The organism is Paraburkholderia largidicola, from assembly GCF_013426895.1.
In the GTDB taxonomy this organism is placed as follows: domain Bacteria; phylum Pseudomonadota; class Gammaproteobacteria; order Burkholderiales; family Burkholderiaceae; genus Paraburkholderia; species Paraburkholderia largidicola.
Window position 1 is genome coordinate 69,781 of sequence record NZ_AP023174.1, and the last position, 26,063, is coordinate 95,843.

Here is a 26,063-nt window from a genome sequence, read left to right on the forward strand (position 1 = left end):
GGCGGCGCTCCTCGTGGAGCGCCGCCCTTTCGTTTGGGCGTTCGCCAGCGTAAAGACGCGCGTTACAGCACGTAGCGCGACAGGTCCTCGTCTTGCGCGACCTCGTTCAGCGCGCGATCGACGTACGTCGCGTCGATCACCACGTTCTTGCCGGCATGATTGCCCGCCGAGAACGAGACTTCCTCGAGCAGCTTTTCGATCACCGTATAAAGACGGCGCGCGCCGATGTTTTCCGTCTTCTCGTTCACCGAGTAAGCGATTTCCGCAAGGCGGCGGATGCCGTCGTCGGCGAATTCGAGGTGGACGTCTTCCGTTTCGAGCAGCGCCTGATATTGCTTGACGAGGCTGGCGTCGGTGGCGTCGAGAATCGCTTCGAAGTCCTTCACCGACAGCGAATCCAGTTCGACGCGAATCGGAAAGCGCCCTTGCAGTTCGGGAATCAGATCGCTCGGCTTCGCGAGATGGAACGCGCCGCTCGCGATGAACAGGATGTGATCGGTCTTCACCATCCCGTACTTCGTGTTGATCGTCGTGCCTTCGACGAGCGGCAGCAGATCGCGCTGCACGCCTTGACGCGAAACTTCGCCGCCGCCGGCTTCGCTGCGCGACGCGATCTTGTCGATTTCGTCGAGGAACACGATGCCGTTCTGCTCGACGTTCTGCACGGCCTTCGCCTTGACCTCTTCGTCATTGAGCATCTTCGCGGCTTCTTCGTCGGTGAGGAGCTTCAGCGCTTCCTTCACCTTCACCTTGCGGCGCGTCTTCTTGCCGCCGCCCAGGTTCGCGAACATCGAGCGGATTTGCTCGGTCATGTCTTCCATGCCCGGCGGACCCATGATGTCCATCGCGGGTTGCGGCATCTCGATGTCGAGCTCGATTTCCTTGTCGTCGAGCAGGCCTTCGCGCAGGCGCTTGCGGAACGTCTGGCGCGTCGCGTTCGATTCATCGCCGCCCGACTCCGAACCCGAACCGAAGCCGACCGTGCGCGCCCCCGGCAGCAGCGTGTCGAGAATGCGGTCTTCGGCGAGATCTTCGGCCTTGGTGCGGACCTTGCGCATTTCGGTTTCGCGCGTCTGCTTGACCGAAATTTCGATCAGGTCGCGCACGATGCTGTCGACGTCGCGGCCCACATAACCCACTTCCGTGAACTTGGTCGCTTCGATCTTGATGAACGGCGCGTCGGCGAGCTTGGCGAGGCGCCGCGCGATTTCCGTCTTGCCGACGCCCGTCGGCCCGATCATCAGGATGTTCTTCGGCGTGATTTCCTGGCGCAGCGGGTCGGCGACCTGCTGGCGGCGCCAGCGGTTGCGCAATGCAACCGCGACGGCCTTCTTCGCGCGATGCTGGCCGATGATGTGCTTGTCGAGTTCCGAGACGATCTCGGCGGGAGTCATGGTGCTCATCGTGTGTCCTTACTCGATTGTCTCGATGACGCGGTTGTGGTTCGTGTAGATACACATGTCGCCGGCGATCTCCAGCGACTTTTCGACGATTTCGCGCGGCGAAAGATCCGTGTTGTCGGCGAGCGCCTTCGCGGCGGCCTGCGCATACGCGCCGCCCGAGCCGATCGCGCAGATGCCGCCTTCCGGGTCGAGCACGTCGCCGTTGCCGGTGATGACGAGCGTGGTGGTCGCGTCGGCCGTGATCAGCATGGCTTCGAGCCGGCGCAGCATGCGGTCGGTGCGCCAGTCTTTCGCCAGCTCGACGGCGGCGCGCGTGAGATTGCCCTGATGCTTCTCGAGCTTGGCTTCGAAGCGGTCGAGCAGCGAGAACGCGTCGGCCGTGCCGCCGGCGAAGCCGACCAGCACCTTGCCGTTGTAGATGCGACGCACTTTCTTCGCGCCGCCCTTCATGACGATGTTGCCCAGCGTGACCTGGCCGTCGCCGCCGAGCGCGACCTTGTCGCCGCGGCGCACGGAGACGATCGTCGTGCCGTGAAATTGCTCCATATGCGTTCCTTTTCCAAAACTAGCGTGGACGCGGAGGCGTCGATGCGCCACCACGGAATCCGAAAGCGGCCGGCGCGCGATGCTGGGTGCCGCGCGCGCGTGCAACGCATGTCGGATTTATTTTAGGGCGGTCGCTGCCATATCAAGAGCCTGAGTCGAACAGGCGCGAGAAAAGGCGGATGGGATGCGGTGAGTGGGAAACGCGTTGCGCGAGGCTTCAGCGGCGGTAAAAGGTGCTGACAGGCTGCGCGCAGATCAGGTTATGCAGCGCGCATTTACCGATTCGCCCGGGCAAACCGTCGATTGGGCCGATAAAAGCGCGGGCTGAAAAGAAAAAAGAGGCGCACGGTTCACCGTGCGCCTCTGACGAAGCGTATCTGGGGCGCGGACCCCGAAAACCGCGCCGCCCGTCGATCAGTCGCCGAACAGCTTCTGGCGCAGTTCGCGGCGTTCCTGTGCTTCGAGCGACAGGGTCGCGGTCGGACGCGCGAGCAGGCGGGGAATGCCGATCGGCTCGCCCGTTTCCTCGCACCAGCCGTATTCGCCCGACTCGATCCGTGCGATCGATTGCTGCACCTTCTTCAGCAGCTTGCGTTCGCGGTCGCGCGTGCGCAGTTCCAGCGCATGCTCTTCCTCGATCGTCGCGCGGTCGGCCGGGTCCGGCACGATCACGGTTTCGCGGAGGTTCTCGGTGGTCTGGCCGGCATTGCGGAGGATATCCGCCTGCAGCTGCTCGAGCCGGTTCTTGAAGAAAGCGAGCTGATCCTCATTCATGTAATCCTTGTCGCTCATCTTCAGGATTTCGGCTTCGGTCAAGAGTCGTTTCGTCGTCATCTGGCTTGCTTCGTCAATGTGAGGCAAATCATTGCCCGCACTTTCGTGTTGCCCGCAAAGGCGCCTCGATGACGCTCAAATGAGCGCCGGCGAACACGGACGGTGGGCTGTCGTGACGCCGAAGCGCCGATGCGGGGCCGAACTCCTCTGGAAACCGATTCTTCCAATGCTCCTGAGGCAATGCTTCCCGGCAGCGCGTTATGCGCCGGAGTGTGACCGGCCGGCATATCGGCGATGTCCCCGGATTAGATTTTCCGGCGCCGTTTTTCGGCCCGGCACGGCTGCGAAGCGACTACGCGCTTTACACCGGGCAAATCGTTCTCTTTCTCCAGTGGGGCCGTATTGTAACTGAATCACAATACGAAACCGCAAGCGGGGGAAATCCGTGCCGCAAACTCCACTTATCGTGAAAATATAACGCGCTGTTCACTAAAAAGCGATGGTCGTACACGTATTCTCGTAACAGGGTTTTCACGTGCTTTGACCGCAAACGGGCTTTTAAATTGCCGCGCTCGCGCTTTTGACGCGGTTTTCGCGTGGGGTAGCGAACAGATGGCGGCGGGGGCAAACGCCAAACGGCGTCCACCCCAGCCATTAGAACGAATCAGACGAGGCAGGCTTCAAGACCGTCGGTGATCAGGTCTTGCGGCAGGTCGATGCCGATAAACACCATCTTGTTGGTCTTTTTCTCGATGGGTTGCCACTTCGCCGCGAGGTCGCTGCCCATCATCTGATGCACGCCCTGGAAGACGACCTTGCGATCGACGCCCTTCATGTAGAGCACGCCCTTGTAGCGCAGCAGGCGCTCGCCATAAATCTGCAGAATGCCGCCGAGGAAGTCTTCGAGCTTGTTCGGATCGAACGGGCGGTCGCTGCGGAAGACGAACGACTTGATCTTGTCGTCGTGATGCGCATGATGGTGATGATGATGGCCGTGATCGTGGCCTTCGTGATCGCACTTGCCGTGATCGTGATCGCAGTTCGCGTGGTCATCATGATCGTGGTCGTGGTCGTGATCGTGATGCGCGTGATCGTGATCGTCTTCGGCGAGGAAGTCCGGATCGATTTCGAGCTTCGAGTTCAGGTTGAAGCCGCGCAGGTCGAAGATTTCCTTGATGTCCGCTTCACCGAAGTTCACGACGCGGATCTGCGCCCGCGGGTTCATGTGCAGCAGACGGTGGCGCAGGTCGCCGACCGCGTTTTCGTCGACGAGATCGGACTTCGTGATGAACAGGCGGTCCGCGAAACCGACCTGGCGTTGCACGACTTCGTGTTCGTCGAGTTGTGCGTTGGCGTGCTTCGCGTCGACCAGCGTGATGATCGCGTCGAGCAGGAATTCGTCGGCGATCTGGTTATCCATGAAGAAGGTCTGCGCGACCGGGCCGGGATTGGCGAGACCCGTCGTTTCGATCACGACGCGGTCGAAGTCCACCTTGCCTTCCTGCTTCTGCGCGGCGAGGTCGCCCAGCACGCGCGCGAGGTCGCCGCGAATCGTGCAGCAGATGCAGCCGTTGCTCATCTGGATGATCTGCTCGCCCGTGTCCTGCACGAGGATGTCGTTGTCGATGTTCTCTTCGCCGAACTCGTTTTCGATCACGGCGATCTTCATGCCGTGCTTCTCGTTCAGGATGCGCTTGAGCAGCGTGGTTTTGCCGCTGCCGAGGAAGCCGGTCAGGATAGTGACGGGAATCATGTTGTTCGCCATGTGAAGTCGCCTTGTGTTCGTCAAACTGGGGTGCGAACCGTACGCTGCGCGCAGGGCCCGAACCGCATGAATTCAGCTGGATATTGAAGCATAAGTGCCGGAGCGCCGCTGTTGCATGGCCAAAGCCCCGTCAACGCCAGGGAAATAACGCCTTAACTATGGGCGATCAGGCGATTTGCAACAATAGGCCTTTCAGATACTCACCTTCCGGAAACGCCGTCAGCAGCGGATGATCGACCCCGGCGCCCAAGCGCTTGAGAATACGCGCATCGACACGCGCGTCGGCGGCCGCGCCGGCGACGATCTTCTGGAACAGCTCGGCATCGATCGCGCCCGAGCACGAATAGGTGAACAGCAGGCCGCCCGGCCGCAGCAGCTTGAGGCCGGTCAGGTTGATGTCCTTGTACGCGCGCGCGGCGCGGTCCACGTGCTCGCGCGACGGCGCGAATTTCGGCGGATCGAGCACGATCAGGTCGAAGCGCTCGCCGTCATCGTACAGGCGGCGCAGCGTCTTGAAGGCATCGGCGTCGAGCCAGGTCGCGCGTTCGGCGTCGAAGCCGTTCGCCGCAACGTTCTGTTGAGCCAGCGCGAGCGCTTCGCCGGACGAATCGATCGATACCACGCGCTTCGCGCCGCCCTTGAGCGCCGCGAGCGAGAAGCCGCCCGTGTAGCAGAAGCAGTTCAACACGTCGCGGTCGTTCGACAATTCCTGCACCAGCGCGCGGTTGTCGCGCTGATCGACATAGAAGCCCGTTTTGTGGCCGTTGTGCACGTCGACGTGATAGCGCACGCCGTTTTCGCTGGCGATCAGCGTGTCGGGCGGCGCGTCGCCGGCGAGCACGCCGACGGTCTGTTCGAGCCCTTCCTTTTCGCGGATCGACACGTCCGAGCGTTCATAGACGTTCGGACAGCCCGTCGCGCCGATCAGCGCCTGAACGATCGCTTCTTTCCACGCTTCGACGCCCGCTGCCATGAACTGACAGACGATCTGGCCGCGCTTCGTTTCGTCGTCCTGGATGTAGTAATCGACGATCAGTCCCGGCAGGCCGTCCGCCTCGCCGAAGATCAGCCGCGTCGCGCCCGTGTTGTGCACCATCGACTGACGGTGCGCGAGCGCGCGCTGCACGCGGCGCTTGAAGAACGCGTGATCGACGGGTTCGCTTTCGTCGAAGCTCCAGACGCGCGCGCGGATCTGCGAATGCGGGCTGTACGCGGCGCGCGCGAGAAAGCGGCCGTCGTGCGCGCGCACCAGCACAGTGGCGCCGGCGGCGGGCTTGCCGTCGACGCGGTCGATCGCATTCGCGTAGACCCACGGATGGCGGCGCAGCAGCGATTTCTCTTTCGACGGTTTCAGCGTAACGGTATTCATGACTTCGTGAGGATTCAGCAGAACAATATGCCGCCGGAAGCGGCAAAGCGGATATGACTGACGACGCGGACAGCGTCAGTCGCGTTTTTTGGCGCGCGGATGCGCCTGGTCGTAGATGCGCGCGAGATGCTGGAAATCGAGGCTCGTGTAGACCTGGGTCGCGGCGATGCTCGCGTGGCCGAGCAGTTCCTGCACGGCGCGCAGATCGCCGCTCGATTGCAGCACGTGTGTCGCGAACGAATGGCGCAGCACGTGCGGATGAACATTGGCGGGAATACCCGCCGTGAGCGCCATGCGCTTCACACGATCGCGCACGACGTTCGGCGACATGCGGTTGCCGCGCGCCGACACGAACAGCGGATGCGGATCGAGCTTCACCAGTTCGCCGCGTACCGCGAGCCATGCGCGGAGTGCATCCAGCGCCTTGCTGCCGACGGGCACCATGCGCCGCCGGTTGCCTTTGCCGAGCACTTCGACTTCCGCTTCGTCGAGCTTCAGCCAGCCTGTCGAGCGATAGCCGTCGACGTCGAAGAATTGCACGTCGAGGCCGACCAGTTCCGACAGGCGCAAGCCCGACGAATAGAACAGCTCGAGCATCGCGTGATCGCGCGCGCCTTCGGCTGTGGCCGTTGCGGGCGCTTCCATCAGCCGGTGGGCATCGTCGACGGAGAGTGCCTTGGGCAGCGTCTTCGCGCGTTTGGGTGCGCGCACCGTCGCGACCGGGTTCGCGGGCAGCTCGATGCGGCCGGCGAGCCAGCGGTAGAAGGCGCGCCACGCCGACAGCCGATGCCCGATCGAGCGCGCCGACAGCCCGCCCGCATGCGCGCGCGCGACGGCGCCGCGGATATCGGTGGCGGTGAGATTTTCGAGCGGACGCCCGTTCGCGAGCGTTTTCAGCTCGTCCAGTTCATGCGTGTAGGCGCGCAAGGTATGCGCCGACAACCGCCGCTCGTGCTCGAGGCTCGACAGATACGAGGCGATCGGGTCGGCGGATGTCACGTGGCGGGCGCTCAGCGCGGCAGCAGACGGCTCAGCGCGGCGCTCGCGAGCGCGCCGATCTGCGTGAGGAAATCGGTGGCCATGCCGTCGTGGAAGCGGCGCGAATCGGGCGAGCCCATCACCAGCAGCCCAAACGCGGCGGCGTCATTCGACGCTTCCGGGTCCCGCAGCGCGATCAGCGCGATCGATTCGGTGCCGTTCACGGACAGGCCGTCGCCCGGGGGAGTCGGTTCGCCGGCAACGGCGGATACGGCGGCCGTCAGCCATTGCGCTGCCTCGAAACCCGTATTCGCACCGCAGTACGGCGTGGCGAGGCTGTTCGCGAAGATGCGCACTTCCTCGCCGACGTGGCGCGTGAACTCCGCTTGCGAATACGGCTCGGACACGTCCCACACGCGCAACGCCGCTTGCGGCACGTCGAACACGTCGCGCAGGCCCATGGCGATCGTGCGCGGCAGCGCGCCTGGATCGCGCTCGGCCATCACACGCGTCGTCCAGCGGCCGAATTTCGACGCGATGCTGTCGTTTTCGTGTCCGTAGCGCAGCAGTTCGGCGAGACGCCGCTCGAGATGCTTGTTCTTCTCGCGCAGCATGTCCATCTGACGTTCCTGCAGCGACACGGCGGCCTTGCCGTGCGGATTGGCAAGCCGCACGGACGCCAGCAGTTCCGCGTGCTCGGCGAAGAATTCGGGGTTGGCTAGCAGGTAGTCGGCGACTTCGCGTTCGTTCATGGTTTCAGCTTAATGGTTGCGCGCTTCGTTGCTGTCTTGCTGCCGCGCCGCGCGGTCCAGCCTCCGCGCGGCGGTGATGCATTCAGTCGGCCAGTTCTATTTCGCCTTCGAACACAGTGGCGGCCGGCCCCGCCATCATCAGCGGCGACGCGGATTCTCCGTTCCACGTGATGGTCAGCGCGCCGCCGTGCGTGTGCACCTTGACGGGCGCGTCCAGCAAGCCGCGACGGATGCCTGCCGCGACGGCCGCGCAGGCGCCCGTGCCGCACGCCAGCGTTTCGCCCGCACCGCGCTCGTACACGCGCAGCTTGATCTCGCTGCGGCTGACGATCTGCATGAACCCCGCATTGACCCGCTGCGGGAAGCGCGGATGGTTTTCGATCACGGGACCGTCGACCAGCACGGGGAACGCCTCGACGTCGTCCACGATCTGCACCGCGTGCGGATTGCCCATCGACACCACAGATATCCAGCGCGTCGCGCCGTTGACGTCGAGCGGATAGAGCGCGTCGTTGCCTTCGCGGCGCGCATCGAGTCCGCTTGCGTCGAACGGCACCTGAGCCGGCTCGAACACGGGCGTGCCCATGTCGACGACGACTTCGCCGTTTGCCTGCATGGTCAGCGTAATCACGCCTTTCTGGACCTGCACACGCACGCTCTGCTTGTCGGTGAGGTGCGTGTCGCGCACGAACTTAACGAAGCATCGCGCGCCGTTGCCGCAATGCTCGACCTCGCCGCCATCGCAATTGAAGATTCGGTATCTGAAATCGACGCCTTCGACGGTCGGCTTCTCGACCACCAGCAACTGGTCCGCGCCGACGCCGAAATGCCGGTTGGCGAGCGCGCGCACCTGCGCCTCCGTCAGGTTGAGCGGTTGCGTGTAGCCGTCGAGCACGACGAAGTCGTTGCCCGCGCCGTGCATCTTGGTGAATTTCAGTTTCATGCCGCTATTGTAAGTGACTGGCCGGACCTCTCGCCCACTGTGCGACGCCGTGCTTCAGTAAAAACTCGGATCGCCGGGCGGGCGCGTCTTGAAGCGCTTGTGGACCCAGTAATACTGCTCGGGAATCCGCGGAATCTGCTCTTCGAGAAACGCGTTCATGCGGCGGGCGTCGGCGTCGTCGTCGCCCGTCGGATAGTTGTCCCACGGCTTGAACACCTTCAGCCTGTAGCCCTTGTAGTTCGGCAGCACTTCGCCGATGAACGGCACGACCTGCGCCCGCCCGACTTTGGCGAGACGCCCGACGGCCGTCAGCGTGCAGGTCGGCACGCCGAAGAACGGCACGAAGGTCGAATTGCGCATGCCGTAGTCCATGTCGGCGCCGAGCATCACCGGTTTGCGATCGCGCAGCCAGCGCAGCACGATGCGCGCGCTGTCGGCGCGGCTGGCCATTTCGGCGTCGAAACGGCCGCGCTGCGCTTTCGCCACTTCTTCGAGCTGCGGGTTCGACATCGGCTGATACAGCGAGCCGCACGGGCGTTTCAGCGAATAGTTGAGGAAGATCGAACCCGCCTCGATCCCGACGAAGTGGAAACCCAGAAACAGCGTGGGCGGCAGATTCGGGTCGGTAAGGTCGATTTCGCTGTCCAGATGGATCAGCTTCTCGAGCTTTTTCGCCGAGCCGAACCACTGCACGCTGCGTTCGAGATAGCTGCGGATCGCGTGCCGGAAGTGCTTTTGCGCGACTTCCTCGCGGCGCTCGTCGCTCCACTCGGGGAAGCACAGCTTCAGATTGATATGGACGATGCGGCGGCGGCGGCTCGGAATCTGATAAAGCAGCCAGCCGAGGCCGTCGCCAAGACGCGCGACGAAGCCATACGGCAGCAAAGCGAACAGCTTGAGCAGACCGATGGCGAGGTTGACGCCCAGTCGGCTCAGCATGCGACGTCTCCGAAGTGTGCGCGAGACCACGCGGGGTAAAGAAAAACGGCAGAAAGGTCGATATACCGCACGCGCAGACACTCTGTGACAAAAGAAAGAAGTCGCTATAATAAGGGCTTCGCCGAGTTAATAGACAACTTGCGGGGCGAAGCCGACGGACGCTTATCTTTCAGATAGCCGGCCGACGGTCAGGAAATCCGCTAAAGCGTCGCCGCTTCAGGCTCGAAGCAGGCTACGTGAAACTCAACCGTAACCAACAAAGGAGCCTGTAACGTGGCTAACGACTACCTCTTCACCTCTGAATCCGTCTCTGAAGGCCATCCGGACAAGGTCGCCGACCAGATCTCGGACGCCATCCTCGACGCGATCCTCGCCCAGGACAAATACTCGCGCGTTGCCGCGGAAACGCTGTGCAACACGGGTCTCGTCGTGCTGGCGGGTGAAATCACCACGACGGCCAACGTCGATTACATCCAGGTCGCGCGCGACACGATCAAGCGCATCGGCTACGACAACACCGACTACGGCATCGACTACCGCGGCTGCGCGGTGCTCGTCGCGTACGACAAGCAATCGCCGGATATCGCGCAAGGCGTCGACCGCGCGCACGACAACAACCTCGACCAGGGTGCCGGCGACCAGGGCCTGATGTTCGGCTACGCGTGCGACGAAACGCCCGAACTGATGCCGCTGCCGATCTACCTGTCGCACCGCCTCGTCGAGCGTCAGGCCAATCTGCGCCGCGATGGCCGCCTGCCCTGGTTGCGTCCGGACGCGAAGTCGCAGGTCACCGTTCGCTACGTCGACGGCAAGCCGCACTCGATCGACACCGTCGTTCTGTCGACGCAGCACGCACCGGAAATGGAACTGGCGCAACTGCGCGAAGCCGTGATCGAAGAGATCATCAAACCGACGCTGCCCGCTGATCTGATCAAGGGCGACATCAAGTTCCTCGTGAACCCGACCGGCCGGTTCGTGATCGGCGGCCCGCAGGGCGACTGCGGTCTGACGGGCCGCAAGATCATCGTCGACACGTACGGCGGCGCGGCTCCGCACGGCGGCGGCGCGTTCTCGGGCAAGGATCCGTCGAAGGTCGACCGCTCGGCTGCTTACGCTGGCCGCTATGTCGCGAAGAACATCGTCGCGGCGGGCCTCGCATCGCGCGCGCTGATCCAGGTGTCGTACGCAATCGGCGTGGCACAGCCCACGTCCGTGATGGTCAACACGTTCGGCACGGGCCGCGTGTCGGATGCGACGATCACGCGTCTGGTTCAGGAACACTTCGATCTGCGTCCGAAGGGCATCGTCCAGATGCTCGACCTGCTGCGCCCGATCTACGAAAAGACGGCAGCTTACGGCCACTTCGGCCGCGAAGAGCCGGAATTCTCGTGGGAAGCGACCGACAAGGCACTCGCGCTGGCAGAAGCCGCCGGCACGGAGCCGGTTGCCGCGCTCGCCTGAGTGAGGCTGTGAATGCGCCGCGCGGCTGATTGTCGCGCGGTGCTGTTCAGATCCCAGGAAGCGAAAACGCCCTGCATGCGTTGAGAAGCGCATGCAGGGCGTTTTGTTTTGATGGGGCGGTTTCGAGCGAGCTGCGTACGCCGCAGTTCGCGCGCGCCGCGACGCACTAAGGGTCGCAGCGACGCATCTATCGCGTACGAAGGCGGAAACGAACGGGCGCGCGCTCAGCGCGCAAACGCGAACCAGCCTTCGCTCGTCACCGACAGACGACGCGGACGGCGGCTCGTCGGATGCGTCACGATCGCGGGCTTGGCTGCGCGCGGCGACACGCCGAGCATTCGCACGGGCGCCGGGTTGCGCAGCAGCGTGCGCAGCGAGAAGCGCCGCGACGCGCCTTGCAGACTCAGTGCGCTGAAGAAGGTGCGGAACCAGACGCGCACGTTATCGACGGGCTTCGCGTCGCGCAATTGCTCGGCGAGCGCGCGCGTGCGGGCGGTATGGTGACGCAGCGCGCGCGCCACATGACGGCGTGCGGGACGTGCGGCGTTGAACGCGTGGGTGAGGCGAGTGCTCAATGGGCTGTGCATGGCTTTAGGAATCAGGCGACGTAACACGCGACGAAAGGTGCGGCAAAAGCAGCACCATCCATGCCAGCGAGTGGGACGCAATAGCCTGAGGAAAGACGGAGTGAATCAGCAGCGGCTGCGGATGGCCGTGCCGATGGCGGGATAGCGTGTGTTGCAATCGACATGGACGACAGGCTACACGTGATTCGTGACCGTCGAAAGTCTGGCGGGATCAGGGTTTTTACGAGGACGAAGCCCGCACGATCGCGCCCTTTGCGCTCGACGAACGTGCATGGCTGCCCATCCGCCGTGCAGCGTCGCCCGCCCCGATTGCATGTCTGGCGCAAGAGAAACGCATGACTGGCGCCGGTACGATCGTGCCCGTTTTACAATGAGAAGCCGTTGTCGAACGAACGCTAGCTGAACGGAACGTCCATGTCAGTCCATTCGAAGAAAGAGCAGATCCAGGTGCTGCGGGATCAGGGTTATGTCATCGTCCCGGGTCTCATCACGCCCGAGCGCTGCGCTGAGATGAAACAGATCGCGCGCCAGCAGTTGCAGGAAGCCGCCGATCCCGTCGAATTCGAAGCGGACCTGCGCTATCCGGGCGCGCCGGAGTCGAAGCACGCACCGGGCGGTCATACGGTGCGGCGGCTGCTGGATGCGTACGCGCGTCATCCGCACTTTGCCGCATGGGCGACGGCGCCTGAGATTCGCGGCTGGATGGAACTGTATTTCGGCGAAGAGCCGCGCCTGTCGCGCGCGCATCACAACTGCATGATGACCAAGCATCCAGCGTACGGCAGCCTGACGGGCTGGCATCGCGACGTGCGTTACTGGTCCTTCGAGCGGGACGATCTGGTGTCGGTATGGCTCGCGCTCGGCGACGAAACCGTCGATAACGGCGCGCTGTGGTTCGTGCCCGGCTCGCACTCGGCGCCGTTCACGTCCGAACGTTTCGACGACGCGAAATTTTTCCGCTCCGATTTGCCCGAGAACGACGCGCTGATCCAGAAAGCAGTGTCGCCCGCATTGAAAGCGGGCGACGTCGTCTTCTTCCATTGCAACACGCTGCATTCGGCGGGGAAGAATCTGTCCGATCAGGTGAAGTTCTCGCTGGTCTTCACCTATCACGGCGCCAGCAACGTGCCGCTGCCGGGTTCGCGCTCCGCGTCCAAGCCGGAAGTGGCGTTCTGAGCGTTCAGCGTTCTAGCGCTTCGACGACGCGAGCCCGATCAATCCGGCGAGCGTCGCGACGATGCCGCCTGCGATCAGGAAAATGGTCTTGTTGGTCGGCGAGCCGGTGAACACGCGGGACACGTCGTTGCTGAACGAATGAAACGACTGGCCGCCGAAGTACAGCAGCACCACGCCGCCGACGATCAATGCGAGCGAGATCGCTTTGGTCATGAACACTCCTTATCGATGGATTACGGTGGCCGAAAGTCTAGGTGAAGGGCGGCGCCACGTCCATGTTCGCTTCCCGCAATGTGGGCGTCTGCAGCGAGCGCGGCGATTGGCTAACATAGCGTGTTGCGCCGCTGCTGCATGCGCTGCGTGCCGGTGTGATACCGGTATCAGATTGCGGGTATCCGCGTATGGCATCTGCAAGGGCGGCGCTTCGCTACAAAGCATCACCAATCACAACAAACACGCATTATTCACGCGATGCGCACGCCGCATCGCCGACTCCACTCCTGTTCTCGACAAGGACACCAGCAATGGCTTACGAAGCAGCTTCAGCACGCTATTCGGACATGCAGTACCGCGTTAGCGGCAAGTCAGGTCTCAAACTGCCGGCGCTGTCGCTCGGCCTGTGGCACAACTTCGGCGACACCACGCCGATCTCGACGCAGCGCGACATTCTGCGCACGTCGTTCGATCTCGGCATCACGCACTTCGACCTCGCGAACAACTATGGGCCGCCGTACGGCAGCGCCGAAACCAACTTCGGCCGCATCTTCAAGGACGACTTCAAGCCGTACCGCGACGAGCTGCTGATCTCGTCGAAGGCTGGCTGGGACATGTGGCCCGGTCCGTACGGCCAGGGCGGCGGCTCGCGCAAGTACATCCTTGCGAGCCTCGACCAGAGCCTGCAGCGCATGGGTCTCGACTACGTCGACATTTTCTATTCGCATCGCTTCGACGTCGACACGCCGCTCGAAGAAACGGCGGGCGCGCTCGCGAGCGCAGTTCAGCAGGGCAAGGCGTTGTATATCGGCATTTCGTCGTACTCGGCGCAGAAGACGCGCGAAATGGCCAAGCTGCTTGCCGAATACAAGGTGCCGCTGCTGATCCATCAGCCGGCGTACAACATGCTGAACCGCTGGATCGAAGAGGAACTGCTCGACACGCTCGAAGAAACCGGCTCGGGCGCGATCGCGTTCACGCCGCTCGCGCAAGGCGTGCTGACTGGCAAGTACCTGAACGGTGTGCCGCAGGATGCGCGCGTCAACAAGGCGGGCGGCGGCTCGCTGAAGCAGGAGCATCTGAGCGAGCAGAACATCGAGCGCGTGCGCAAGCTGAATGACATCGCGCAGCGTCGCGGTCAGAGCCTCGCGCAGATGGCGCTCGCATGGACGCTGCGCGATCCGCGCGTGACGTCGGCGTTGATCGGCGCGAGCAAGGCCGAGCAGGTTCGCGAGAATGTCGCTGCGCTGAAGAATCTTTCGTTCACGGCAGAAGAACTGGCCGAGATCGACCGGTATGCGACGGAAGGTAGTGTGAACCTGTGGGAGAAGCCGTCGACGGATCAGCATATCTGAGGGGTTGAGCAGGGTTTTGGTTTTTGCAGTCGCTGGTATCTGGAAGGCGGTGTTTGCTGCGCAGGCTTTCTGCGGTTTGCCGTCGCGCTGGCATCCGCGTGATGTTTTCGGTTTTCATGCGTTGCCCCTGTGCGGGGCGGCACCTACTTTTCTTTGCCGCCGCAAAGAAAAGTAGGCAAAAGAAAGCGGCTCACACCGCCAGTTCTTGTTCCTGCCTGAGGGCCCCCACAGGTTCTTACACTTCACACGGCAACCACGTGACCGACGTTCGTTGCCAGCGCTCTCGCGATGCGCCTCACCCGCTTCGCCCTCCCGCGTTACAGCATGCCGCGCCACACAGTCCACCGCCGCCCAGGTGGCAAACTGTGTGTCGGCCCAAGTGCTCCACACGCCTCACTTCGGACCGGTAACGCACGCGTTCCATCTGTAAGAGCGCTAACGCATACGACGCAACAACCTACACACAGTTTGCCACCTGGGCGGCAGCGACCAGTCGCTGCCGCTAGCCCGTGTGCGGGTGTTTGAAGTGGGTGAGGCGTTCATTCAGCGCGTTTGCAACGCAGGCGAACAAGGGCGTTGCCGTGTGAAGGGTGGGGACGTTGGGGACCCGTGGATAGAAACACGGGCTGGCGGTGTGAGCCGCTTTCTTTTGCCTACTTTTCTTTGCGGCGGTGTACAGACTGGAGACATCGCTGACAGGTGTACAGGGACATGACTGACACTTTCGGGTAATCAAACGCCCGGATTTCCACCATGCCCTGGGATGTAAAAGACACCATGAATCGTCGCGAAGACTTCGTCTGCGAGGCTGCCACACAGGCGGTCCCGTTCAGCGAGCTATGCCGTAAATTCAAGATCACCCGCCAGACCGGCTACAAGTGGCTCGCCCGCCACAAGTCTGAGGGTAGCAAGGGGCTGGCCGACCGCTCCCGGCGCCCGCATCACAGCCCCACACGCTCACCGGAGCACATCGAGGCACTGGTGCTGGACCTGCGCCGCCAGCATGGCTGGGGCGGACGCAAGATCGCACGGCGCCTGCGCGATCTGGGCCAGATTGAGGTTCCCGCGCCCGCCACCATCACCGAGATCCTGCGACGCCACGGGCTCATTGATGAACAGGCGTCCCGCCAGCGCCAGCACTGGCAACGCTTCGAGCACGAGCATCCGAACTCGTTGTGGCAGATAGACTTCAAGGGCGACTTCCCGACGCTGGAGAGCGGGCGCTGCGCGCCGCTGACGGTCATCGATGACCACTCGCGCTACAACATCGTGCTGAGCGCCTGCGCGCGCACCACCACCGGGATCGTGCAGGCAGAGCTTGAGCGGGCGTTTCGCTGCTACGGACTGCCATCGCGCATCAACACCGACAACGGCGCGCCGTGGGGCTCGCCCAGTGCGCCGGGGCAGCTCACCGAGCTCGCGGTCTGGCTGATCCGGCTGGGCATCCAGGTGAGCTACAGCCGCCCATATCACCCGCAGACCAATGGCAAGGATGAACGGTTTCACCGCTCGCTGAAGGCTGAAGTGCTGGAGCGGCACACGTTCACCACGCACGCGCACGTGCAGCAGGCACTGGATCGCTGGCGGCAGGTGTACAACACCGAGCGTCCGCATGAGGCACTGGACATGGCGGTGCCGGTCACCCGCTACGCGTGCAGCCTGCGCAGGATGCCGGAGCGGCTGCCCGAGCCCGAATACGGTTGCGGCGATGAAGTGCTACAGGTCAATGCAAGCGGCGTGGTGCGCGTGCGAGGCGAGAAAGTGAAGCTCTCGATTGCGCTCAAGGGGCTGCAGGTGGCAGCCCGCCCGAGCGAAAACGAAGACGGAGTGATCGAGCTCTGGTTTGCCCATCAGCGAGTCGCAAAACTTGACCTGAAGACAGTAAAACCCTGACCATCATGTGTCAGCGATGTCCCTGTACATGTGTCAACCATGTCTCCAGTCTGTACACGGCGGCAAAGAAAAGTAGGTGCCGCCCCGCACAGGGGCGACGCTTGAAGCACGACAACAAAGCGCGGATGCCAGCGCAAAACAAAACACAAGCAAACCACACAGCTTGCGCAGCAATGCAAGAATGAAAAACAAAAAAACCAAAACCAAACCGCTACACCAGCGCAGGCAGCCCCTCCACCAGCACAACCGCAAACACCACACCCAGCAGCGCGCCAAGAACACGCAGCGTGTTATGCCTGAACTCGGTTTTGCAGGGCAGCGCGCCAAGGAACAGTGCCCCGGCCAGCGCCATCGGAATGACCAGAATGAAATCACCGATCGTGAAGTAGTGCATGCCTGTCTCCTTTATGTACTCGTCTGACGCGACTGCATGCGGCGCGCCTGACTACCAGTATAGGAGACGGTATCGATGCGTTTTGTGGGCTGGAGCGCACGCGGGCGTCTGTCTCTCCCGGCGCACAGCCAAGCGGGACAAGGCTTTGCGCCATCCCCGAGACAACACGTAAAATTCGGCGCCGTGCGAACGCCCGCTTACGCCGACCTTTCCGAATATGCGTTTTGTCGGTGGAAATGCGGGCGGACGCCGTGTAACGCTTACGCCATGCCGACGCGCTCGCGAGCCCGCAGTCGCGCCGACGCAAGTATGCCGATCACCAGCAATCCGCCGACGAGCACGGCCACGCCCGTCCACGCATAAGCCGCCCACACACGCCCGCCATACGACCCGACGATGCTCGATCCGAGGTAATACGCAAGCAGGTACAGCGCGGCCGCCTGGCCTTTCGCTTCCTTCGCGATGCGACCCACCCACCCGCTCGCAACGGCATGTCCTGCGAAGAAGCCGAACGTCACACAGGCAATGCCGCACGCGATCAGCGCAAGCGACTGCGTCGTGGTCAGCAGCAGACCGCACAGCATGATGACGATGCTGCCGATCAGCACGCGCCCGCGCCCGAACGTGTCGGCCATGCGGCCCGACCACGGCGACGCGACGACGCCCGTCAGATACACGACGAAGATCCCGCCGATGGCCGTCTGACTCAGTCCGAACGGCGGCGCGAGCAGGCGATAACCAATGTAGTTGTAGAGCGTGACGAAGCTGCCCATCAGCACGAAGCCCATCAGAAACAGCAGCGGCAAACCGGGGCGTCCGAGATGCTTTACGAGCGCCGTGCGGTGATGCGAGAAGCCGAGTCCGCGACGCGGGACGAAGTGACGCGAGGGCGGCAACAGCGAGCGGAACGCGAGCATCGAAAGAATGCCGAGCACGCCGATCGTGCCGATCGCCACGCGCCACGAGAACAGATCCGCGACAACGCCCGTAATCACACGCCCCGCCATGCCGCCGATCGCCGTGCCGCCCACATAGAGGCCCATCGCAAGGCCGAGGCCATCGGGATGCACTTCCTCCGCGAGGTACGCCATCGCGACGGCAGGCACGCCGCCGAGCGCCAGCCCTTCGAGCGCGCGCAGCAACAACAGCGCGTGCCATTGCGGCGTGAACGCGACCGCGAGCGTCAGCAGCGACGACGCCGTGAGCGAAGCCGTCATCAACCGATGGCGGCTCCATCCTTCCGACACGAAGCCCGCGACGAACACGGCGAGCGCGAGCGCCGCCGTCGTCAGCGACAACGACAGGCTGCTTTGCGCGGGGCTGACGTCGAATGAGGCGGAGAACGCGGGCAACAGCGGCTGCACGCAATAGAGCAGCGAGAACGTCGCGTAACCGGCGAACAGCAGCGCGAGGCTGGCGCGCCAGTAAGCGCGCGTGCCGCGTTCGAGATACGGCGCGCCGGTGGAGGAAGCTGAAGAGGATGAAGCGAAAGACGATGAATCAGCGGGCCGACTCGGGTCCGACGATGCGGTCACAACAAAACTCCCGGAAACGATTGAAACGACGCAGAGACTCGCGCAATCAACGTGTGCAATCAGCGCGAAGGGTCAACGATACGCCGATTGCGCGTACCACGTCGTCGAATCCGGCAACAGGAAAGGAACGCGAGCCGTGTTAGCCGCGCGTCGCACCGGCGGCGCTGGCGGGCTGATCGGCGGCATCGGGATGCGTGAGCTGTTCGTCGGTGGGCAGCGACGTCGCGTCCCAGCCGCCGCCGAGCGCCTTGATCAGCGCGACGCTCGCGGCCATCCGGCGGCGCGCGATCGAGACCGCTTGGCGCTCGTTGGTGAGCGCCGTCGTCTGCGCGACTACGACGTCGAGATACGTGATCGCACCGTTCTTGTAGCGGTTCGACACGATCGCGAGCGAGCGCTGTGCCGCCGAGACGGCGTCGTCCTGCGCCTGCGCTTCCTGTTCCAGCACGCGCAAGGCTGCGATGTTGTCTTCGACCTGGCCGAACGCCGACAGCACAGTTTGCCGGTACTGCGCGATGCCTTCGTCGTAGTTCGCCTGCGCTTCGGCTTTTTTCGCGGCGCGTCCGCCGAAGTCGAGCAGCGTACCGGCGAGCGTCGGACCGAGCGACCAGAAGCGGGCCGGCGCGAGCAGCCAATCGCTGAAATTGGTCGCCTCCAGCCCACCCGACACCGACAAAATCAGATTCGGAAAATACGCTGCCGTTGCAACGCCGATCTGCGCGTTCAGATCGACCATCTGCCGCTCGGCGGCGGCGATGTCGGGCCGGCGTTCGAGCAGCGTCGACGGCACGCCGACGGGTGCGATCACGGGCACGGCAACGAGCGGTGCGACAGGCAGCGAGAATGTCGACGGCGTCTGGCCAGTCAGGATCGCGATCGCGTGTTCGAGTTGGGCGCGCTGCACGCCGAGATCGATCGCTTGAGCCTGCGTCGTGCGCAACTGCGTCTGGGCCTGGGCGACGTCGGCGTCGGTGGCGATGCCGCCCTTGTAGCGGTTCTGCGTGAGTTCGACGGCTTCCTTGTAGGCGGCGATCGTGTCGTCGAGCAGTTGCCGTTCGCGGTCGATGCCGCGCAGTTCGAAATAGTCGGTCGCGAGTTCGGCCTGCATCGACAGCAGCACACTTTGCGCATCGGCGGCGCTTGCCTGCGCGTTCGCACGTGCGCCTTCGACGCTGCGCGACACGCGGCCCCACAAGTCGGGCTCCCACGTCGCGTCGGCGCCGACGATCCAGTCGTTGAGCGTCTTGCCCGCCGTCGATTTGAACTTCACGTTCTCCGACGACCGCGCGCGCGAGTAGCCGCCATTCGCGGTGACGACGGGGAAGAACTGCGAGCGGAATTGCTCGACCTGCGCGCGCGCCGCGCGAAAACGCGCCTGCGCGGCCTGCACGTTCTGGTTCGCGCTGGCCACCTGCTGTTCGAGCGCGTTCAGCGCGGGGTCGTCGTAGACCTCCCACCAGGCACTGCGGATGTGCGCGTCGGCGGGCTCGGCCGTTTTCCAGCCGGTGCCTTCGAGTTCCTTGTACGTGGCGGCCGTTGTTGCCGAAGGCCGCTTGTAGTCGGGGCCGACCGTGCACGCGGCAAGCAGACTCGCGCCCATCAGCGCGAAAGCCACCGAACGACGACGCATGCGGTACGTGCTCACTCTTGTGCCTTTGCAGTCTGCTCGCTTTGCGCGGGAGCGGAACCCGTCGTGCCGGAAGCGCCCGACGCACCCGCTGCGCCGCCCGCTTTCGGATGCACGATACGCACCGCGGCGCCATCGACGATCGAATCCTGCGGATTCAGAATCACCTGTTCGTCGCCCGTCAGCCCGGATGCGATCGCGACGCGCGTGCCGTAATCGGTACCGAGCGCGACCTTGACGAGTTTCACGCGCTGCTGCGCATCGACGGTTGCGACTTTCACGCCGTCCGGACGGAACAGGAACGCGTTGCCCGGCAGCGTGTACGGCGCGGCGGCCTGCGATTTCAGCGCGAAATGAACCTGCGCATAAGCGCCCGGCAGCAGATCGCCGTTGCGGTTGTCGACGTCGACTTCGACGAGCATCGTGCGCTGCTGTTGATCGACGGCGCCCGATGTGCGCGCGACGGTGCCGGGGTAGTGCTTCGCCGGCGTTTCGGTGAGCGTCAGAAACGCGCTCTGCTGCGCCTTCACTTCCTGCGCGTAAGCCTGCGGCACGTTCACGTAGACGCGCAGCCGGTCGGCTTGCGCGACATGGAACAGTTCCTTCGCCGGGCCGCCCGAACTGCCCGCATCGATCAGCGCGCCGACGTCGACGTTGCGCGCGGTCACGATGCCGTCGAACGGTGCGTAGACCTTCTGGAACGACTGCATCTTTTCGAGCCGCGCGACGTTGAAGCGCGCCGCGTCGAGCGTGCCTTTCTTCGCGAGCATGTCGCCGACCTTTTCGTCGGTTTCCTGCTTCGAGACGGAATTGCTGCGAAGCATCTCCGACCAGCGGTCGGCGGTGCTTTTCGCGAGCGTGTAGGTTGCTTGTGCGTTGGCCAGATCGGCGTTGGCCGCTTTCAACTGATCGTCGACTTCGGGCGTGTCGATTTCGGCGAGCAGTTGTCCCGCCTTCACGCGCGCGCCGATATCCGCGTACCACTTCTTCACATAGCCGTTGGTGCGCGCGTAGATCGGCGTGTCGAGGAACGCCTGTACGTTGCCGGGCAGCACGAGATCGAGCGCGGCTGCGGATTTCTGCGGCTTCACCACCTCGACGCTCAGTTGCGCGGAATGCTGCGCGTCGCGTTCGAGCGCGGCCTGCGCGTCATGACGCGACCAGATGCCCTGCGCAGCGAGCGCCAGCACGACGATCGCCGCGGCGATGACGATCCAGCGCGAACGTTTCGATGAGCTGCGCGGGCCTTCCCCGTGCGGCGCGGACTCATCAGGACGATTCACTTCCATCGGCACTCCAGATACTGTGCTTGCGCATCGTTGTTATGACCGTGGCCACGTCGGCCACCTTATTGCGGCTTCTGGACGACATGCGCGGCGGCGCGTGCGCGTCGTTCCGAGAGCCGTCGATAGATCATCGAAAACACCACGGGCACGAACACCAGCGTCGCAATCGTGCCGATGGTCAAACCGCCGATCACCGCGCGTCCGAGCGGCGCATTCTGCTCGCCGCCTTCGCCGAGGCCGATCGCCATCGGCACCATGCCGATCACCATCGCGAGGGCCGTCATCAGCACGGGACGGAAGCGCGTGAAACCCGCTTCGATCGCGGCGCGCGTCGCGTCGCCATGTTCGAGCAACTGCTCGCGCGCAAAGCTGACGACGAGAATCGAGTTCGCCGTCGCGATGCCGATACACATGATCGCACCCGTCAACGCTGGAATGGACAGCGTCGTATGCGTGAGGAACAGCATCCACACGATGCCCGCCAGCGCGCCCGGCAAACCCGTGATGATGATGAACGGATCGAGCCACGACTGGAAGTTCACGACGATCAGCAGATACACCAGCACGATCGCGAACACGAGGCCGGTGAACAGGCCCGAAAACGAATCGTTCATGGTCTGGACCTGGCCGCGCAGTTCGATCGACGAGCCCTTCGGCAATTGTGCCTTGGTGTCGGCGATGATCTTCTGGATATCGTCGGAGACGGCGCCGAGATCGCGGCCGTCTGCCGTGCCGTAGATATCGATTGTGGTTTGCGCGTTGTAGTGCGTGAGCACGGCGTTGCCGGCTTCGCGCCGCATCGTCGACAGCGCGCCGAGGATGTTCGTGTGGCCGTTCGCGTTCAGCGGAATGTTCGCGAGCGATTGCAAGGAATCGATCGTGTATTGCGGCGCTTCCGTTATGACGTTGTAACTGACGCCATTGCGCGGATTGAGCCAGAACGTCGGCGTCGTCTGCTGGCTGCCGGACAGTGTGATCAGCAGATTGCTCGCGACGTCGCGCTGCGTGAAGCCTGCCTGTTGCGCGCGCGTGCGGTCGACGTCGACGAAGATGCGCGGCAAGTCGGACGGCTGCTGGATGCGTGCATCCGCAAAGCCCGGAATCGCGCGCAGCTTGTCGAGCAGCATCGCGGCGAACGCGCGGTTGCCCGGCACGTCGCGCCCGACGATCTGAATGTCGATCGGCGACGGCATGCCGAAGTTCAGCGTCTGGCTGACGATGTCCGCAGGCAGGAACGCGAACTGCACGCCGGGGAATTCATCGGTCAGCGTGCGACGCAGTTTGCGCACGTACTCGGCCGTCGGTTTGTGATCGGGGTTCAGACTGATCAGGATGTCGGCATCCGAGGTGCCGATCGTCCCCGTTGCGCTGTACGACAGGTTGATACCCGATACGGGCAAGCCGATGTTGTCGATGATCGAATGCAGTTCGTCGCGCGGGATCAGTTCGCGGATGCGCGCATCGACACGATCGGTGACGACGGCCGTTTCTTCGACGCGCATGCCCGTCTTCGCGCGCAGATGCAGCGCGATCGTGCCGGCGTCGACGGAAGGAAAGAAGTCGCGGCCCAGGAACGGCATCAGCAGCAGCGACAGCAGACAGCACGCGAGAAAGCCCGTCACGAAGATGCCGGGCCGCGCGACGCGCGCCACGAGAAACTCACGATAACGCCCGCGCAGATTCGCAAAGCCGCGCTCGAACGCGAGGTGCACGCGCATGAACGGATTGCGCGTCTCATGCGAATGATGGAAGTCGGCGGGACGATGGTGATGTCGCAGCAGATACTTCGCGAGCGTCGGCACCAGCGTTCGCGAGAAGAAGTACGACGCGAGCATCGCGAATACGACGGCTTCGGCGAGGGGAATGAACAGATAGTGCGCGACGCCCGTCAGCAGGAACATCGGCACGAACACGATACAGATCGACAGCGTGGAAACCAGCGTTGGAATCGCGATCTGATGCGCGCCGTCGAGAATCGCCTGTTCGAGGTTCTTGCCCTGTTCGAGCTGGTGACTGATGTTCTCGATCGCGACCGTCGCGTCGTCGACGAGAATACCGACGGCGAGCGCGAGCCCGCCTAACGTCATGATGTTGATTGTTTCGCCGAGCGCGGACAGGGCGATGATCGACGTGATCATCGACAGCGGAATCGACACGGCGATGATCAGTGTCGCGCGCCAGTTGCCGAGGAACAGCAGAATCATCAGGCCCGTCAGGCACGCGGCGATCAGCGCTTCGCGCAGCACGCCTTGCACCGATGCGCGCACGAACAGCGATTGATCCGCGACGGGATCGATATTCAGCGACTCGGGCACGAGGTTGCGCAGCGTCGGCATCATGGTCTTGATGCGATCGACGATTTCGAGTGTCGAGGTATTGCCGCTCTTGTTGATGGTCAAGAGCGATGCGCGCTGGCCGTCGACGCGCACGATGTTGGTCTGCGGCTGATAACCGTCACGCACATGCGCGACGTCGCGAATATAGACGGTGCCGTTCGGCCCCGATTTGATGGGGATGTTGTTCAGGCCTGCGAGCGAATCGGGGCTCGCATTCAACTGCACCGAGTATTCCGTCGAACCGATTTTCGCGGTGCCCGTCGGCACGATCAGGTTCTGCGCCGTGATGGAATTCACCACGTCCATCGGCGACAGATTGCGCTCCTGCAGCTTGCGCGAGTCGATATCGACCATGATCTGACGCTGCTTGCCGCCGTACGGCAGCGGCGCCGACGCGCCCGGTACGGTCGCGAGCTGCGTCTTCAGGAAGTTATTACCGTAGTCGAACAGTTCCTGTTCGGTGAGCGACGGCGACGACAGCGACAGCCGCAGGATAGGCACGGTGGATGCGTTGTAACGCAGTATGTTCGGCGGCGTGATGCCGGGCGGCAGCGAACGCAACTGCGTTTGCGACAGCGCCGTGACTTGTGCAAGCGCTTCGTTGATGTTCGCGTGCGGCTGAAAGAAGATCTTGACGACGGCGATGCCGTTCAGCGAAGTCGATTCGACGTGCTCGATATCGTTCACCGCGACGGACAGCCCGCGCTCGTAGTTCAGTACGATGCGCTTTTCCATCTCGTCGGCAGGCAGGCCGTTGTACGTCCAGATCACCGACAGCACGGGAATGTCGATGTTCGGGAAGATGTCGGTAGGCGTGCGCAGGATCGTCAGCGGGCCGATGATCAGCAGCAGCAGCGCGAGCACGACAAACGTATAGGGGCGCCGCAGCGCGAGACGAACGATCCACATGAACAGGGCGGTCCGGTGAGGGCGGGGGCCGCTGCTTCTGGCGGCAGCGAGCATTGCGCGACGGCGGCCCGGCCGGGCGTGCGCGACAGGAATATAACGCGTATCGTAGCTTACATCGACATTTTTGAGACTACCGTGCGGTCCGGTTTATGATGAGCCTGTTACGGGTCGTTACAGTTAGGTTTTCGTAAGTCGAATCGACGGATCGGACGCCTCACGAGGCCTTACTTTTTACTTTGCCAAAGCGCCCAAAAGGGCAACAATGGGGCTCAGGGGTTCGCATCGGCGCAGGTGTGCCGGATGGAATGCGAGTCGAACCTGGCCCCTGGTTTTTCGATTCAGGTGCGCACGCAACCATCCGGATGTTGCGGCGCTTTTATCATCACGTTGACCGGCGCAGTCCCAAACAAGCCGGCAATTGGGAGAACGGGGAAACATCATGCAAGTCGGTTCTATTGTTCGATCCGTGCATATCGCCGTGCCACAAGGTGCACGCGGGATCGTGATGCGCATTCTCGGCGACATGGCGATGGTGGCGTGGTACGCCGGCGAGCCGGGAACGTCGAAGATACTGAACACGGAACCCTTTTTCCTCGAGGATCTGATCGACACGGGCGAATTCGTCCGCCCCGCAGGCGCGCAGATACACTGATCGCGGCCTTCTTTCCCGCAGTGTGATTGACGAGGTGTGGCGCCGCCGAGCGGCCGACGCATCCCGAGTGACACTTGCGCTCGTTTTTGTGCGCGGCACGGCGCACAATGCGGGCATGAACGAAGACACTCCCGAGATCCCCAACCCGCAGGACGGCCACGCCGTTCCCTTCGCCCGTCTCACGCCGGAAGTCGTGCTCGACGCGCTCGATAGCGCGTTGAGCACGGTGGGCGTTCGCACGGACGGGCGCATGCTGCCCCTCAACAGCTACGAGAATCGCGTGTATCAGGTCGGTGTCGAAGACGGGCCGCCTGTCGTCGCGAAGTTCTATCGGCCCGAGCGCTGGACCGACGAAGCGATTCTCGAAGAGCATGCCTTCGTCGCGGAACTGTGCGAGCGGGAGATTCCCGCCGTGCCGGCGCGCACGCTCGATGGCCGCACGCTGCACACATTCGACGGCTTTCGCTTTTCCATCTTCGAGCGGCGCGGCGGCCGTGCGCCCGATCTCGACCGCAAGGACACGCTCGAATGGCTCGGGCGGTTTATCGGGCGCATTCATGCTGTTGGCCAGACGGTGAACTACACGGCGCGTCCGACGCTCGACATCCATACCTTCGGCTACGAGCCACGCGACTATCTGCTCTCGCAAAGCGTCGTGCCCGCCGACGTGCGTGTTGCGTGGGAAGCGGTTGTGAACATGGCATTGGAAGGCGTCGAGCAGGCCTTCGAACGCGCCGGCGACGTGCGCCAGTTGCGCATGCACGGAGACTGTCATCCGAGCAACGTGCTGTGGACGGACGCAGGTCCGCATTTCGTCGATTTCGACGACAGCCGCATGGGCCCCGCGATTCAGGATCTATGGCTGCTGCTGCCGGGCGAACGCAACGAGGCGTCGCGCGCCTTGACCGATCTGCTCGCGGGCTATGAGGACTTCTGCGACTTCGATCAGCGCGAACTGCATCTGATCGAAGCGCTGCGGACCTTGCGCCTGATTCACTACTCGGCGTGGCTCGCGCGTCGTTGGGACGATCCGGCGTTTCCCGTCGCGTTTCCGTGGTTCAACTCGCAACGCTATTGGGAAGACCGCATTCTCGAGTTGCGCGAACAGATCGGCGCGATGCAGGAAGGGCCGCTCTGGCCGGTGTGATGCTTGAGCGTGCGTGTCGGCCG

The 26,063-nt window shown here is 63.4% G+C and carries 22 protein-coding genes; 6 read left to right on the forward strand and 16 right to left on the reverse strand.

Annotated features, from left to right (window positions below):
• Positions 1-62: 62 nt before the first annotated feature.
• The 9 genes from hslU to PPGU16_RS00365 all read right to left on the reverse strand — a co-directional run bounded on the left by hslU (position 63) and on the right by PPGU16_RS00365 (position 9,469).
• Positions 63-1,403 carry an ATP-dependent protease ATPase subunit HslU gene (hslU, locus tag PPGU16_RS00325; protein ID WP_180721207.1) on the reverse strand — a complete coding sequence of 447 codons (1,341 nt, stop codon included), beginning with the start codon at positions 1,401-1,403 and terminating at the stop codon, positions 63-65.
• Positions 1,404-1,412: 9 nt separating this feature from the next.
• On the reverse strand, positions 1,413-1,949 hold the full coding sequence (gene hslV / locus PPGU16_RS00330) for an ATP-dependent protease subunit HslV (protein ID WP_035987163.1): 537 nt from the start codon (positions 1,947-1,949) through the stop codon (positions 1,413-1,415).
• Positions 1,950-2,363: 414 nt separating this feature from the next.
• Positions 2,364-2,783: an RNA polymerase-binding protein DksA gene (dksA, locus tag PPGU16_RS00335; protein ID WP_012399496.1), complete on the reverse strand. Its 420-nt coding sequence runs from the start codon at positions 2,781-2,783 to the stop codon at positions 2,364-2,366.
• A gap of 604 nt (positions 2,784-3,387) precedes the next feature.
• Positions 3,388-4,476 carry a CobW family GTP-binding protein gene (locus tag PPGU16_RS00340; RefSeq protein ID WP_180722504.1) on the reverse strand — a complete coding sequence of 363 codons (1,089 nt, stop codon included), beginning with the start codon at positions 4,474-4,476 and terminating at the stop codon, positions 3,388-3,390.
• Between the two features lie 178 nt (positions 4,477-4,654).
• Positions 4,655-5,857 (reverse strand): class I SAM-dependent rRNA methyltransferase, encoded by a 1,203-nt coding sequence (locus PPGU16_RS00345; protein WP_180721208.1) that lies wholly within the window; start codon positions 5,855-5,857, stop codon positions 4,655-4,657.
• 75 nt (positions 5,858-5,932) lie between these two features.
• Positions 5,933-6,856: a tyrosine recombinase XerC gene (gene xerC, locus PPGU16_RS00350; protein WP_180721209.1), complete on the reverse strand. Its 924-nt coding sequence runs from the start codon at positions 6,854-6,856 to the stop codon at positions 5,933-5,935.
• 11 nt (positions 6,857-6,867) lie between these two features.
• Positions 6,868-7,587, reverse strand: a complete 720-nt coding sequence (locus tag PPGU16_RS00355) for a DUF484 family protein (RefSeq protein WP_180721210.1) — start codon at positions 7,585-7,587, stop codon at positions 6,868-6,870.
• An 82-nt stretch (positions 7,588-7,669) separates the two neighbouring features.
• A complete protein-coding gene (gene dapF, locus PPGU16_RS00360) occupies positions 7,670-8,530 on the reverse strand; it encodes a diaminopimelate epimerase (protein ID WP_180721211.1) in 861 nt (286 codons plus the stop codon).
• A 54-nt stretch (positions 8,531-8,584) separates the two neighbouring features.
• Positions 8,585-9,469 carry a lipid A biosynthesis lauroyl acyltransferase gene (locus PPGU16_RS00365; protein WP_180721212.1) on the reverse strand — a complete coding sequence of 295 codons (885 nt, stop codon included), beginning with the start codon at positions 9,467-9,469 and terminating at the stop codon, positions 8,585-8,587.
• Between the two features lie 273 nt (positions 9,470-9,742).
• Between PPGU16_RS00365 and metK the strand changes: the two genes are divergently transcribed.
• Entirely contained in the window at positions 9,743-10,930 is a 1,188-nt protein-coding gene (gene metK, locus PPGU16_RS00370) for a methionine adenosyltransferase (protein ID WP_007744723.1), read from the forward strand.
• 224 nt (positions 10,931-11,154) lie between these two features.
• Here the strand turns inward: metK and PPGU16_RS00375 are convergent, their stop codons facing one another.
• Complete coding sequence (locus PPGU16_RS00375; RefSeq protein ID WP_180721213.1) at positions 11,155-11,517, reverse strand: hypothetical protein; 363 nt, start codon at positions 11,515-11,517, stop codon at positions 11,155-11,157.
• A 414-nt stretch (positions 11,518-11,931) separates the two neighbouring features.
• Here PPGU16_RS00375 and PPGU16_RS00380 point away from each other — a divergent pair, with 414 nt between their 5' ends.
• Entirely contained in the window at positions 11,932-12,693 is a 762-nt protein-coding gene (locus PPGU16_RS00380) for a phytanoyl-CoA dioxygenase family protein (RefSeq protein WP_180721214.1), read from the forward strand.
• Between the two features lie 12 nt (positions 12,694-12,705).
• Here PPGU16_RS00380 and PPGU16_RS00385 read toward each other — a convergent pair whose 3' ends face one another.
• Positions 12,706-12,906 carry a DUF3185 family protein gene (locus PPGU16_RS00385; protein ID WP_028363859.1) on the reverse strand — a complete coding sequence of 67 codons (201 nt, stop codon included), beginning with the start codon at positions 12,904-12,906 and terminating at the stop codon, positions 12,706-12,708.
• 311 nt (positions 12,907-13,217) lie between these two features.
• Between PPGU16_RS00385 and mgrA the strand changes: the two genes are divergently transcribed.
• The gene (mgrA, locus tag PPGU16_RS00390; protein WP_180721215.1) at positions 13,218-14,261 is read left to right on the forward strand and encodes an L-glyceraldehyde 3-phosphate reductase; all 1,044 of its coding nucleotides are present in this window, start codon (positions 13,218-13,220) and stop codon (positions 14,259-14,261) included.
• Between the two features lie 753 nt (positions 14,262-15,014).
• A complete protein-coding gene (locus PPGU16_RS00395) occupies positions 15,015-16,154 on the forward strand; it encodes an IS481 family transposase (protein ID WP_180721216.1) in 1,140 nt (379 codons plus the stop codon).
• Between the two features lie 211 nt (positions 16,155-16,365).
• On the opposite strand, the gene PPGU16_RS00400 is transcribed toward PPGU16_RS00395, so the two are convergent.
• The 5 genes from PPGU16_RS00400 to PPGU16_RS00420 all read right to left on the reverse strand — a co-directional run bounded on the left by PPGU16_RS00400 (position 16,366) and on the right by PPGU16_RS00420 (position 24,241).
• On the reverse strand, positions 16,366-16,548 hold the full coding sequence (locus PPGU16_RS00400; RefSeq protein ID WP_007582094.1) for a hypothetical protein: 183 nt from the start codon (positions 16,546-16,548) through the stop codon (positions 16,366-16,368).
• A gap of 260 nt (positions 16,549-16,808) precedes the next feature.
• Positions 16,809-18,083: an MFS transporter gene (locus PPGU16_RS00405; RefSeq protein ID WP_180721217.1), complete on the reverse strand. Its 1,275-nt coding sequence runs from the start codon at positions 18,081-18,083 to the stop codon at positions 16,809-16,811.
• Between the two features lie 139 nt (positions 18,084-18,222).
• A complete protein-coding gene (locus PPGU16_RS00410; RefSeq protein ID WP_180721218.1) occupies positions 18,223-19,713 on the reverse strand; it encodes an efflux transporter outer membrane subunit in 1,491 nt (496 codons plus the stop codon).
• An 11-nt stretch (positions 19,714-19,724) separates the two neighbouring features.
• Positions 19,725-20,999 (reverse strand): efflux RND transporter periplasmic adaptor subunit, encoded by a 1,275-nt coding sequence (locus tag PPGU16_RS00415; RefSeq protein WP_180721219.1) that lies wholly within the window; start codon positions 20,997-20,999, stop codon positions 19,725-19,727.
• Positions 21,000-21,058: 59 nt separating this feature from the next.
• Entirely contained in the window at positions 21,059-24,241 is a 3,183-nt protein-coding gene (locus PPGU16_RS00420) for an efflux RND transporter permease subunit (RefSeq protein ID WP_180721220.1), read from the reverse strand.
• Between the two features lie 439 nt (positions 24,242-24,680).
• On the opposite strand from PPGU16_RS00420, the gene PPGU16_RS00425 reads away from it, so the two are divergent.
• Both PPGU16_RS00425 and PPGU16_RS00430 read left to right on the forward strand, forming a co-directional pair.
• The gene (locus tag PPGU16_RS00425; RefSeq protein ID WP_007582104.1) at positions 24,681-24,893 is read left to right on the forward strand and encodes a hypothetical protein; all 213 of its coding nucleotides are present in this window, start codon (positions 24,681-24,683) and stop codon (positions 24,891-24,893) included.
• Positions 24,894-25,008: 115 nt separating this feature from the next.
• Positions 25,009-26,040: a serine/threonine protein kinase gene (locus PPGU16_RS00430; protein WP_180721221.1), complete on the forward strand. Its 1,032-nt coding sequence runs from the start codon at positions 25,009-25,011 to the stop codon at positions 26,038-26,040.
• Positions 26,041-26,063 lie beyond the last annotated feature (23 nt).

Coding starts and splice junctions, on each gene's coding strand:
- hslU (WP_180721207.1), bottom strand. CDS start 1,403: ATGAGCACCATGACTCCCGCCGAGATCGTCTCGGAACTCGACAAGCAC.
- hslV (WP_035987163.1), bottom strand. CDS start 1,949: ATGGAGCAATTTCACGGCACGACGATCGTCTCCGTGCGCCGCGGCGAC.
- dksA (WP_012399496.1), bottom strand. CDS start 2,783: ATGACGACGAAACGACTCTTGACCGAAGCCGAAATCCTGAAGATGAGC.
- PPGU16_RS00340 (WP_180722504.1), bottom strand. CDS start 4,476: ATGATTCCCGTCACTATCCTGACCGGCTTCCTCGGCAGCGGCAAAACC.
- PPGU16_RS00345 (WP_180721208.1), bottom strand. CDS start 5,857: ATGAATACCGTTACGCTGAAACCGTCGAAAGAGAAATCGCTGCTGCGC.
- PPGU16_RS00355 (WP_180721210.1), bottom strand. CDS start 7,587: ATGAACGAACGCGAAGTCGCCGACTACCTGCTAGCCAACCCCGAATTC.
- dapF (WP_180721211.1), bottom strand. CDS start 8,530: ATGAAACTGAAATTCACCAAGATGCACGGCGCGGGCAACGACTTCGTC.
- PPGU16_RS00365 (WP_180721212.1), bottom strand. CDS start 9,469: ATGCTGAGCCGACTGGGCGTCAACCTCGCCATCGGTCTGCTCAAGCTG.
- PPGU16_RS00375 (WP_180721213.1), bottom strand. CDS start 11,517: ATGCACAGCCCATTGAGCACTCGCCTCACCCACGCGTTCAACGCCGCA.
- PPGU16_RS00380 (WP_180721214.1), top strand. CDS start 11,932: ATGTCAGTCCATTCGAAGAAAGAGCAGATCCAGGTGCTGCGGGATCAG.
- PPGU16_RS00385 (WP_028363859.1), bottom strand. CDS start 12,906: ATGACCAAAGCGATCTCGCTCGCATTGATCGTCGGCGGCGTGGTGCTG.
- mgrA (WP_180721215.1), top strand. CDS start 13,218: ATGGCTTACGAAGCAGCTTCAGCACGCTATTCGGACATGCAGTACCGC.
- PPGU16_RS00395 (WP_180721216.1), top strand. CDS start 15,015: ATGCCCTGGGATGTAAAAGACACCATGAATCGTCGCGAAGACTTCGTC.
- PPGU16_RS00400 (WP_007582094.1), bottom strand. CDS start 16,548: ATGCACTACTTCACGATCGGTGATTTCATTCTGGTCATTCCGATGGCG.
- PPGU16_RS00410 (WP_180721218.1), bottom strand. CDS start 19,713: ATGCGTCGTCGTTCGGTGGCTTTCGCGCTGATGGGCGCGAGTCTGCTT.
- PPGU16_RS00415 (WP_180721219.1), bottom strand. CDS start 20,999: ATGGAAGTGAATCGTCCTGATGAGTCCGCGCCGCACGGGGAAGGCCCG.
- PPGU16_RS00420 (WP_180721220.1), bottom strand. CDS start 24,241: ATGTGGATCGTTCGTCTCGCGCTGCGGCGCCCCTATACGTTTGTCGTG.
- PPGU16_RS00425 (WP_007582104.1), top strand. CDS start 24,681: ATGCAAGTCGGTTCTATTGTTCGATCCGTGCATATCGCCGTGCCACAA.
- PPGU16_RS00430 (WP_180721221.1), top strand. CDS start 25,009: ATGAACGAAGACACTCCCGAGATCCCCAACCCGCAGGACGGCCACGCC.